This is a genomic window from Methylomonas methanica, from assembly GCF_001644035.1.
Taxonomy (GTDB): Bacteria; Pseudomonadota; Gammaproteobacteria; order Methylococcales; family Methylomonadaceae; genus Methylomonas; species Methylomonas methanica_A.
The window spans coordinates 85,310-97,074 of record NZ_LUUG01000064.1; the positions used below are offsets into that span (position 1 = coordinate 85,310).

The following is an 11,765-nucleotide window of genomic DNA, read 5'->3' on the forward strand; positions in this document are numbered from 1 at the left end:
ATTTAGAACAAACCGCTGATCACGCCGTCATCGCTAATATCGATAAGTTCCGCTGCGGGTACTTTGGGCAAGCCCGGCATCGTCATCATGTCGCCGGCAATCGCCACAATGAAACCAGCGCCGTTGGCCAGGCGTACTTCATTGATTTCCACAACATGGTCGGACGGTGCACCCTTGGCGTTGGGATTGGTAGAAAACGACATTTGGGTTTTGGCCATGCAGACCGGAAAATGACCGTAGTTGGCTTGCAGCGCCTTCAGCTCGGCAACGATTTTCGGGCTGGCGCTAATTTTTGCCGCGCCGTAGAGTTTGGTGGCGATGGTTTCGATTTTATTCCACAGCGGTAATTCGCTGTCGTAAACGAAGCTAAAGCTAGGTTCGCGATGATCGACAATATTTAGTATTTCCTGAGCCAGCTGTTCCGCACCGGCACCGCCGTGCGCCCAGTGTTTGGCGACCACGCATTTAACCCCCAGCGCTTCGCATTTCTGCTGCAGCAAGGCGATTTCGGCGTCGGTGTCGAAAGTAAAATGATTGATACTGACGACGCAGGGCAGGCCGTAATGCTGCGTGATATTATGCAGATGGCGTTCCAGATTGGCGAAACCTTTTTCCAGCGCCGCCAGGTTTTCCTGGTTCAAGTCGTCTTTGGCTACGCCGCCGTGGAATTTCAATGCCCGCACGGTGGCGACCAATACTACTGCCGAGGGCTTTAAGCCGGACATGCGGCATTTGATGTCCAGAAACTTTTCCGCACCCAAGTCGGCACCAAAGCCGGCTTCGGTCACCGCATAATCGGCCAGTTTCAGAGCGGTTTTGGTAGCGGTGACGGTGTTGCAGCCGTGGGCGATATTCGCAAATGGGCCGCCGTGGATAATCGCCAGATTGTTTTCCAGGGTTTGCACCAAATTCGGTTTGATTGCGTCTTTTAAGATGGCGGCCATCGCGCCGTGGGCTTTCAGGTCGCTGGCATAAACCGGCGTGACTTTATCGGATTTGTAGCCTATGACGATGCGGCCCAAGCGTTCTTTCAAGTCGGCGCGGCTGGTTGCCAGGCACAGTATTGCCATCACTTCCGACGCCACCACGATGTCGAAGCCGTCTTCACGTAAATAGCCGTTGGCCGGTCCGCCCTGGCCGATAGTAATTTTGCGCAGCGCCCGGTCGTTCATGTCAATCACGCGCTTCCATTGGATGCGGCGCGGGTCTATGTCCAGTTTGTTACCGTGATTGATATGGTTGTCGATCAACGCCGACAATAAATTGTGCGCCACGCCAATGGCGTGAAAGTCGCCGGTAAAATGCAGATTGATGTCTTCCATAGGCACCACTTGCGCATAGCCACCGCCGGCCGCGCCGCCTTTTACACCGAAGCACGGGCCAAGCGATGGCTCACGCAGACAGATAATGGTTTTCTTGCCCAAGCGGTTCAGCGCGTCACCTAAACCTACTGTAGTTGTCGTTTTGCCTTCGCCCGCCGGGGTAGGGCTGATCGCGGTGACTAAAATCAGTTTGCCGTCGGCTTTATCGGTCAGGCTGTTGACATATTCCAGGGAAATTTTGGCTTTGTAATGACCGTAAGGGTCCAGATGTTCGGCGGGAATGCCGAATTTTTCGCCGGCCAAATCAATAATCGGGCGCATGCTTGCCTGTTGGGCAATTTCAATGTCAGACATGGTAATTCCTAAAATACTCTGAGAAGCGTTGCAGTTTTGCAGAGCAGCCGGCGGCTGCGATGGGCGGATATTGTAGAGTTCAACGGCTTGGGCAGCCAGAAATTTAATGGAGAAAAGCCGGAAGCGCCTGGTTGATAAGTGCGCTTCCGGCGTTTCGGCGATTAAGGTCGTCGCAGCGGACAACCTGTCGCCATAACAGGTGCGGCGGTTTAGTAAGTGATAACTTCGCTGCCTTTGCCTACCAACACCACATCCGCGGCACGGATCGCAAACAGACCGTTGGTGATCACGCCGGGGATATTGTTGATGGTTTTTTCCAACTCCACAGGATCCAGAATGCTCAAATTATGCACATCCAGAATCTCGCAAGCGTTGTCGGTGATATAGCTGACGCCGGTGTCCTTGTTCATGCGTAATTCGGGTTGGCCGCCCAATTTAGCCAATTGGCGGGCCACGAAGCTGCGCGATAAGGGCAATACTTCAACGGGTAATGGAAACTTGCCCATCACGTCCACGCATTTGCTTTCGTCGACGATGCAGACAAATTTTTTGCTGGCGCCGGCGATGATTTTCTCGCGAGTCAACGCGCCGCCGCCGCCTTTCAGCATTTTTTTATGTGGGGTAACTTCATCCGCGCCGTCCACATAAATATCCAAATCGCCGGATTGATTCAGGTCGATGACGCGAATGCCGATGGATTGTAAATGTTCTGTGGTTTTAGCCGAGCTGGATACCGCGCCTTCGATGTCTCTTTTGAAATCGCAGTCGGCCAGCAAGTTGATCAAATGCGTGACGGTCGAGCCGGTGCCCATGCCAATGATGGGTACGTTTTTTAAGTATTGCAGTGCTGCTTGGGCGACTTGTTTTTTTAATTCGTCTTGAGTCATGGTGATGGTCCTGATGGATTGCTCTTATAAATCTGACACGGCGTTTAACCCGTCATTGTATGGGATAATAACCGATTGACGCTGATCTCTCAGCAGTTTTTACGCCTACACAACCCCAGGACCAACGCATGGACGGCAATTGCGCCAGCAGTTGCCGAGGACAATAATGCAGACATACATAGAAAAGATATTGCGGGCAAAAGTTTATGACGTTGCCGAGGAAACCCCGCTGGATTTTGCCGCTACGCTGTCGGAAAAAACCAACAACAAGGTCTATCTGAAACGCGAAGATTTACAGCCGGTGTTTTCGTTTAAATTGCGCGGCGCCTATAACAAAATCGCCTCCCTGACACCCGAGCAAACTGCTCACGGCGTCATCGCCGCTTCCGCCGGCAATCATGCCCAAGGTGTGGCCTTGGCGGCCAAAAAATTGGGGATCAAAGCCCTGATCGTGATGCCTAAAACCACCCCGGAAATCAAGATCAAGTCGGTCAAGGCGCGCGGTGCGAAAATCGTGCTGCACGGCGATTCCTACGACGACGCTTACGCGCATGCCATGGAATTGGTCGCGGAAAAAGGCATGACCTTCATCCATCCTTACGACGACCCGGAAGTGATAGCCGGGCAGGGCACAGTGGGCATGGAAATCCTGCGGCAGCATAACGGCGATATCCACGCGATATTTGTGCCGGTCGGCGGCGGCGGACTGGTGGCCGGTATTGCCGCCTATGTTAAATTCGTGCGCCCGGATATTAAAGTCATCGCAGTGGAACCAGACGACGCCGACTGTTTGAATCAAGCCTTAAACGCCGGGCAGCGCGTGATCTTGGAACAAGTCGGCTTGTTCGCCGACGGCGTGGCGGTGAAACAAATTGGCGAGGAACCGTTTCGCATCGCCCGGCAGTACGTCGATCAGGTGGTCACCGTCAGTACCGACGAGATTTGCGCGGCCATCAAAGACATTTTCGACGATACCCGCTCGGTCGCCGAGCCGGCCGGCGCCTTGGCAGTGGCGGGATTGAAAAAATATGCCGAACAACAGCATCTACAGCAACACACTCTGATTGCCATCGACAGCGGCGCCAATATCAATTTCGACCGTTTGCGCTACGTTGCCGAGCGCACACTGGTAGGCGAACATAGAGAAATTCTGCTGGCTGTAGAAATACCGGAGGTGCCTGGCAGCTTTTTGAGATTTTGCAAAATGATAGGCAAGCGCAGCATCACGGAATTCAATTACCGCTATTTCGACGCGCGCATGGCTCAAGTCTTTGTCGGTATCAGCAGCAGCGGCGCGGAAAACGATCGGCAGCATCTGATCGAGCAGCTGGCCGAAGACGGTTTTCCGGTGACCGATATGACCGGCAACGAACTGGCCAAGGACCATATCCGTTACATGGTCGGCGGTCATGCGCCATTCGAGTTGAAGGAAAGTGTTTACAGCATCCAGTTCCCCGAGCGCCCCGGCGCACTACTCAAATTTCTGCTGTCGCTGGGCAGTCAGTGGAATATCAGTCTGTTTCATTACCGCAATCACGGTGCGGCGTTCGGCAAGGTGTTGATTGGCCTGCAGATCGATGGCGAGCAACGGCAGCGCTTCGAGCAATGTTTATCGGCTTTGGGGCTTGCATACCAGGATGAGACCGGTAATCCAGCTTACCGCCTGTTCGTTGGTGGTAGCGAATCTGCCGACATCGGCGGCTAACATTTTCCGCTCCCGTTTAGCCTCCTAATCTTAGGATCTATTTAAAAAATCTCCCCCAGCCCCTCTTTTTCAAAGAGGGGAGAGTAAATTCGCAATTCGGTGCAATCAGAATCGCCGGACGTTATTTCCAACTAAATCCTTAAACCAACAAACCAGGTGCTTAATATCCTTAAGTGCTTCGGCAAATTATTACGCCAATATCCTTAACGCCCGGAATTATTGGCAAACAATTCGGGATTTACTCCTAACGACAACTGGGAATTCCCCAACATACAATGCGCGCCATTTTGTGCTATGGCGATTTGAATATAAAGATGCTTCTGTCAGACCAGAAAAACCGTCGTTCCCGCCAGGAACCGGGTAGCCAAAACCATGGTAGGCGTGCTTCGACTTATCCATGCGGTTTGGCCTCGGCCAGGGACAGCTTGATCAACGGTTTTTACATGACGGAAGCATCTTTATATTCAAATTTTAAACAGCCTGCTGATACGAAAACGGCAAGCGTCTTGGGACTAAAGCGTCCGAGCGCGCCAAGATTTTCGATAAGTGCAAAACATGAATTATCAAGTTACTGAGGGTGTAATTGAAAATCGTCAAACTAAGGCACATCAAGGTGTTATGCATGCTCATGCTGCTGTCGGCAGGCTTTGACGTGTTTGCGGCCGCCAAGTCTCTGGAAATTCAGGAACTGGAATTCAAAAACTCCCAGGTCTCCGACATCATCCGCGTACTGTCGGAAGACGCTAATGTCAATATCGTTGCCACCCCGGAAGCCGGCAAAAAGAATGTGACGATTTTTCTAAAAAAGGTTTCCCTGGAAGAGGCTATCCGTTCCATCTGCCGCATCAGCGATCTATGGTATCGCCGCGACGAGGGCGAATCGGGAGCCTATCGATTGATGACCAAGGAACAGTATTCGAAGGATTTGATGTTGGGCCAGGACGACAACATCAAGGTTTTCCAACTGCGCACCCCTAATGTCATCGCCATCGCCATGGCTATACAAAATCTTTATGCGCCGCGCGTGCGAGTCAGCTTCAATCCGGTAATGAACACCGGCATGGGCGGCAACGGTGGATTTGGCGGTGCGGGCAACCGCGGCCGCTTTGGCGGCATGACAGGCAGCAATAACTTTGGCGGTATGGGAGGAATGGGTAGCTCTGGTATGGGTGGTATCGGCATGGGTGGTTATGGCTATGGAGGCGCAGGCGGCGGCTACGGTGGTGGTTTCTTAGGCTCCGGCGGCGTGCGCGGCAGCAACGGCTACGGCGTTAACCGCGCCTATGGCTATCGCGACGGCCGTAACAATCAGTCAGGCGGTGTGGGGGGTAATATTACTTTCCAGGATCGGGTACCCGATAATTTGAGCGTCGATCAGTTGGAGCAATTATCGTCAGGTTCCGGCGACAACAAGCGCATCGACACGGAAAAACTTTCAGAAGTTTCGGGTGCCGATAAAGTAGTGTCTGTTACGGTCAATAACGAGCATAACCAGTTAATCGTTAAAACCAGCGATCAAAACATCCTCAAATCGATCGCCGATCTAGTGCAGCAAATGGATATCCCGCAGACTCAGGTTATGTTGGAAATGAAGATCATCGACGTCAAAGTCGGTGAAGATTTCTCCTCACTCTTTAACTTCGAAATCAAAAATACTAAAGCCCAAGGCGATAGCGTTAACCCGCTAATTATGGGCGGTGCAGCCGCTTTGACCGGCGGCGGTAGCTTTGTCTATGAATTTGTCAGCGATAAAGTCAAAGCCAATATCGAGTTTCTGGAAAAAAACAACCGGGTCAACGTCGTCTCCAATCCGATGTTGGTTGCGTCCAACCATCGCCCCGCCACCTTGTTCGTCGGTGAAGAACGGGTCATGGTGCGCGGTTATGCGGTCAGCAACGTGCAAAACACCAACACGGCCACTACCTTTTCCAGTCCGGAAACCGAGCTGCTCGACATCGGAACCACGCTGGAAATTGTTCCGCATATTAATGCCGACGGCAGTATTCATATTCAAATGAATCAGGAGAACTCCACCCTCAACGAAGGCGCAGCCACGATACCCATTACCAGCAACAATAACGACAAGGTGTTGGATTTACCGATAGACACCATTACCACTGCTCGCATGCAGGGCGAAATATTCGCCAAACACGGCTACACCGTCGCCGTCGGCGGCTTGATTCGCGACAGCTTTTCCCGCAACCGCCGCAAAGTGCCTTACTTGGCGGATATTCCGCTGCTCGGCCAGGTGTTTAGACAAACCAGCGATTCCGACAGCAAATCGGAAATGGTGCTGTTGATTACCCCCTACGTGTTGAACCAGGGCAACGATCACCACGAACAATACGATCCCACCGACAAATACCACCGCTACGCACCGGATACCGCCATGCAAGCCAAACCGGTGCCCAAACCGGAAAATCCCGACGAACCGGTGTGCGGGGAGTTTTGTGCGCCGCCGCGCCTGAGGGAGTCGGATCAATGAGCCGCAATATTTTTAACACACTCCGCGCATTCCCCCGCAAGGGCCCGGTGAGTAGAACTGCTAGTCTGGCGCTGGCCACAATACTCTGCTCCGCTTGTCAGCCCAACCATATGGGCCTGGATACGCCGGCCGATATTGCTACCGAAAACTGCTACGCCTACCGCTATGGCGACAAGTTACGCAAGATCAATTTCGCCCAGGCCTTCGATTGGTGCCATCGCGCCGCCGGTTCTGGCGACGCCAATAGTCAGGCCCTGTTGGGCGAACTGTATTACCTGGGACTGGGCGGCCCGCAAGACATGACGCTTGCGGCGCGCTGGTTCGAAGCCGCCGCCCGCCAGGGCCATGCGCATGCGCAATACATGCTGTACCGGGTTCACGCCACCAGCCCCAATCTGGAACAACAGGAAAAAGCCGACTACTGGCTGAATCAGGCCCGCCACAGCGGTTACAAACTGGCCTTGCCGGCGCAATGAACAGCCTGCTTGAATTGAATAGGGAGACAAGTAAATGACGAACAACCTTCACGACACGCAAGCCGAACCCGTCAAAAGCAAGCTGATGGAATTGCTCGATGAAGTATTAGAGCACGACGGCTTCGGCGAAATCCGCGTCGAGGTAAAAATCCTTAAACGTCGGCAAAAAGAAGTGATTTTGCACTGCGGTAAACAATACCGCTTTGTGGTGGACAGCAGCTTACCGAGCCAAGCCTGATACTTGCGGCTGGCACGGTCCGTGTGGAAGTGCGGGAAAGTGGGAATAAGGCCGCGTTAGCCTTGTTAATTCCCCTCTTTGGCAAAGAGGGGCCAGGGGAGATTTTCTAAATAATCCCCCATCTTTTTCTGCCCAGTGGCGACGAGGAAGACAGAGAATTCAGGACTAATCCGCGCACGGATGCGCATAACTAAACGAGTGTGATGGGGTCACATCAAAAAACCAAAAAAATAAGATGACCAACAGGCTGCGTGAGGCAGTTGCGGCATTTACATTTGAGAAAAACAGTATGAAAGCTAAACAACTTAAAAAACTGCAACACAGACAAGCGGGTTTCACCTTGCTGGAACTGTTGGTCGTTATCACCCTGATCGCTACGTTGGCTACTGCGGCGTTGGTGGCATATGAGGGGATTGGCGAGAACGCCGACGAAGCCGCTGCGTCCAACAACCTACTCAGCGCCGAAAGCTCCATCCGTAACTTCCGCGCGGTAGAAAATCGTTTTCCAAACCAATGGGATAACTTGGCGAACTTGGGTGGGCAAACAACCAGTGGCGCACAAGCGCTTTTAGCAGGCCAAACCAGAGATTTCTTTGGACAATGGACAATCTCAACCGCTACTTCTGCTAATACCACATGGGTGAATGTCGCCACTGCATTGGAAGCAGTAGGTATCGAAGAACTGCAAACTTTGCAAAATACCAGTACATTCCTCCCAGGCAACGTGCCCAACTTGGCATTTAACGAGAGCAACCCAGCAGCAGATCTTAACCCAGCGGACGAGTTAGTGATTGACGACACTGGCGTAACTGAATATCCCGAAGGTACCGCTATCACGAGTGCGTCTATCTCCATTGTTCCTTCCAACGGTGTAGCAGGTTGTCAAGTTGGTACGGATTCGATCAACACTACCTTTAGCGGTAATACAGCAAACTTGAGCAAAGCTCTAAATCTGATCAACGACAGCTTATCTCAAACAGAGTGCCATCTAGTCTTGGCATTAGGCTTTGGTAAAGACGTACCAGGCACCACAGCAGGTAGTCGTGTTGCGATCTCCCAGGCACCGACTGCTGGGTCAGCCAACATCAATCCGGCTAACAACTATGCCCGCTACGTCGCCCTTTTCCATGTCGGCTCGTCTACTACAAACACCATTGGTGCCGGCGATATTTTTGCAAAAGCCCGTTTTATCGGGATGGTCGACCCAGAAGGTCGTATCGTTGACCAAACATTGGCGGGCGCTAACGCTGGTCAATAATGCCTAGCGAGGCCCGAGTTCGGTTCTAAAGGTCCAACCTTGGAGCGCTGACTTTGCCGCACTGCAGGTATGCATTCCCACGTGGGAACGAGGAATCCGGCAGGCTGGGATGTCTGTTGTCGCTGGGTTTGTCTATCGTTGTTCTGGTTCCCACGGTCCGCCGTGGGAATCCATCCGCACTTCGAGTCGGGTATACATCCCTCCGCATTAACGAGGGACAGAGGAGCGAGAGCTCTTAACCTATTAATCACTGAATACTAAATCCACGAAGCTGGCTTCGTTCAGAACCAAAGACCTTGATGAAATCACACTCCTGGGCAAAAACCACGTTGTCGCTGCTGGCCTTGATGCCCCTCTTGCCGCTGTTTGCTCCCTGGAATCTGGAGCCGGTGCCGTCTTTTCATCAAGAATGGCTGGCGATAATCGCTGGCTTGTTAGCCTGTCTGGCGGCTATGCCGCTGCTGCGGCGTGCCGAGGATTTGCAGATACCGGTAATCGCAGCACTGCCGCTGGCCTTGGTAGTCTATTTGGCCCTACAGGCAAAAATACTACCGCAAGTGATAACGCCGCATGCGCAGATGGCCATGTTGTATTTACTCTGGGCCGCAGCACTGATGGTGTTGACTGCTTTATTGCGTCAGCAATTGGGAACTCCATCAGTCGCGCTTTGGTTGGCGGCTGGTTTGGCGCTAGCCGCAAGCTGCGCCGCTTTACGCGAGTTGGTGTTTCGCTTGCAAGGCACAAGGGGCAATTGGGGCGGCATGGCCCAACCCAATAACTACTCGGATTTATTGGCATTAGGCGGTGCATCACTGCTGTATTGCCATAGCACTACCAAAAGGTTTCGTCCGCTATTCTGGCTGATGGCCGCGAGCATTGTCCTGGGCTTGAGCTTGACGCCGTCGCGTGGCGTTTGGCTTTATTGGCTAGCTTTAGGCTTATTGGCCTGGCGCTACGAACAGGCCTGGTTGCGCGGTTTATTGCTCGGATTTGCCGGTTATCTGCTGCTACAAGGCTTGTGGGCTACTGGTGTATTACCCGCCCAACAAACCGCCGCAGCCCGTTTGGTGCAAGAGATCGGTGGTGCGCCGTTACGTTTGCATATTTGGCGGGTGGCCTGGCAATTGTTTAGCCAAAGCCCTTTGCTGGGGCAGGGTTTTGGGCAGTTCGATTGGGCCTATTTCAATGCTGGCCAGCACATACCGGAGCTAAGCAATCGTCTGGAACATGCGCACAATTTGCCTTTACATCTGTTGGCGGAGTTGGGGCTACTGCCGGTGTTGCTGTTGTTGTTGGGCATGGCGGCGTGGCTGAAGCCCTTTTTTAAAAGTCAACCGGGTGACGCCGACCAAAACAATCCTTCGGCGGCCTGCATACGCCTTTGGTTGCTAATGTTGTTGGCAGTTTTGGGGATACATAGCTTATTGGAATATCCCCTTTGGTATGCACAATTTTTAGGCATAGCGGCATTGGTGTTGGCTCTGGGCGAGCAACGTTTTTGGCGTATCGATTTAGGTAAAGCCTTAAAGCTAGTAAGCGCAGGCGCTCTCTGCTTCTCGCTGCTTGCGGCTGGTATGCACGAATGGCAATACACCAAAATGGAATTGGCCTTGTTGGGCGTGATAGCGGATCGCTCGCAGCGGCGCATGGACCATTTGGTCGAGGTTTGTCAGCAAGTGCCCGATAAAGCACCCCTGTTGTTTCCGTATGTGCCGGTGATTTTTACCTTCGCGTCGGCCGCTGAAAATGCTGAGATGCGTGCCGAGCTAACAGCGCTAGCGGATGCCAGTTATCGGTTCTGGCCAACCAAGGATTTGTCCTACCGGCAAGCATTGATGCAAGCCTTGAACGGTCGCAAGCCCGAAGCCATTGCCACCCTTAGGTTAGCAATGGGCGCTTATCCGCAATGGATCGACCATTTTCAAAGCGAATTGGAACGGCTGAACCCGGCGGATCGGCAAAAAGCAGCTTTCCTCGGGCAAATGCTGATACCCGGCGTGCAAGCCAGCTTGCCGCTTCAAGGTCGTGACGGATTTTTAAATTGATCTAGTTGTTCTAGGTCTCACGGTTCGCCCTGATCTGGCTCGCACGGTCCTTCTTGGGAACCACACTTGCAGCTTTCAACGCCTAAGGCACAGCGTATGGCTAGTAATTCAGGCCGTGTGCGTTCCCATGCGGGTGCATGGGAACGAGGGATGGCAAGGTTTTTAATTTTCACAAGCAAGTAAATGAGGTGTTTATTGTTTGTTTTTTCCAGGATGTTGCGGTCTGTCGCGGCAAGCGACGTTGCCGCGCGTTCCAAATCCATAAAAATACGGCCGCAAGCCGGCTTTACGCTGCTGGAATTATTGGCGGTGATTGCGCTTATGGCGGTGGTGGCCGGTACGGCGTTGCTGGCGTATGAAGGCGTGCAGGATCAAGGCCGCCAGGATGCCACGCGCTTTGAAATGGCCGAAATCCGCAGCGCTTTGTTAAAGTTTCGGCGCGATAGCGGCAGCAATGATTTGCCGGGGCAGGGTGTTTACGTCTGCGAGGATCCGGCAAACGCCGGCAAAATCAACCCGGATTTGGTCAATCTACCCGCCGAAGCGGGCACTACCGACGATGCAAAACTGGCTTGGTGCGAATCCCCGGCCAATTTCTGGATGCTGTTTGCCGATCCTTTGGGCAGCGGCTGGAATCCGGACACGCATCGCGGTTGGAACGGCCCTTATTTGCAACGCAAAAGCGGCCTGATGAGTTATGCGGGTGTTGATGATTTGTGGGTAATTACCGATGCTTATCAAGCCACTTATCTGCTGCTGGATTTGGATGATCCGGTGAAAGCCCGTCTGGTCAGCATTGGCCCGGATAAAACCGACAATAACCCAACGCCCAGTTCCTGCCAGATCGCCGGCAGTGGCGACGATACCTTGCTGTGTTTGTTGCGATGAACTTATTGATCGAAATCGCCAAAAACGCCAAAGCGTTGGCTGTCACACTCCGCCGTGGGAATCCATGCCAGCTTTCGGGCACAGCGCGTAGGGTGGATAAGCGCAGC

At 53.0% G+C, this 11,765-nt stretch carries 9 protein-coding genes; 7 read left to right on the forward strand and 2 right to left on the reverse strand.

Annotation, left to right across the window (positions count from 1 at the left end; translation table 11 throughout):
* Window positions 1–2: 2 nt before the first annotated feature.
* Both A1332_RS10305 and rpiA read right to left on the reverse strand, forming a co-directional pair.
* Entirely contained in the window at window positions 3–1,676 is a 1,674-nt protein-coding gene (locus A1332_RS10305) for a formate--tetrahydrofolate ligase (RefSeq protein ID WP_064008415.1), read from the reverse strand.
* Between the two features lie 209 nt (window positions 1,677–1,885).
* Complete coding sequence (gene rpiA, locus A1332_RS10310; RefSeq protein ID WP_020481506.1) at window positions 1,886–2,563, reverse strand: ribose-5-phosphate isomerase RpiA; 678 nt, start codon at window positions 2,561–2,563, stop codon at window positions 1,886–1,888.
* A gap of 163 nt (window positions 2,564–2,726) precedes the next feature.
* Here rpiA and ilvA point away from each other — a divergent pair, with 163 nt between their 5' ends.
* The 7 genes from ilvA (at window position 2,727) to A1332_RS10345 (ending at window position 11,658) form a co-directional block, all read left to right on the forward strand.
* A complete protein-coding gene (gene ilvA / locus A1332_RS10315; protein WP_064008416.1) occupies window positions 2,727–4,268 on the forward strand; it encodes a threonine ammonia-lyase, biosynthetic in 1,542 nt (513 codons plus the stop codon).
* Window positions 4,269–4,851: 583 nt separating this feature from the next.
* Complete coding sequence (locus A1332_RS26295) at window positions 4,852–6,753, forward strand: general secretion pathway protein GspD (protein WP_157203988.1); 1,902 nt, start codon at window positions 4,852–4,854, stop codon at window positions 6,751–6,753.
* Entirely contained in the window at window positions 6,750–7,229 is a 480-nt protein-coding gene (locus A1332_RS10325; RefSeq protein WP_082879633.1) for a tetratricopeptide repeat protein, read from the forward strand. Before A1332_RS26295 ends, A1332_RS10325 begins: the two co-directional genes overlap by 4 nt.
* A gap of 34 nt (window positions 7,230–7,263) precedes the next feature.
* On the forward strand, window positions 7,264–7,467 hold the full coding sequence (locus tag A1332_RS10330; protein ID WP_064008403.1) for a hypothetical protein: 204 nt from the start codon (window positions 7,264–7,266) through the stop codon (window positions 7,465–7,467).
* A 289-nt stretch (window positions 7,468–7,756) separates the two neighbouring features.
* Window positions 7,757–8,725, forward strand: coding sequence for a type II secretion system protein (locus tag A1332_RS10335; RefSeq protein ID WP_082879636.1), 969 nt, complete (start codon window positions 7,757–7,759; stop codon window positions 8,723–8,725).
* Between the two features lie 299 nt (window positions 8,726–9,024).
* Entirely contained in the window at window positions 9,025–10,770 is a 1,746-nt protein-coding gene (locus tag A1332_RS10340) for a PglL family O-oligosaccharyltransferase (RefSeq protein ID WP_064008405.1), read from the forward strand.
* 213 nt (window positions 10,771–10,983) lie between these two features.
* Window positions 10,984–11,658, forward strand: coding sequence for a type II secretion system protein (locus A1332_RS10345; protein ID WP_064008406.1), 675 nt, complete (start codon window positions 10,984–10,986; stop codon window positions 11,656–11,658).
* The last annotated feature ends 107 nt before the right edge of the window (window positions 11,659–11,765 follow it).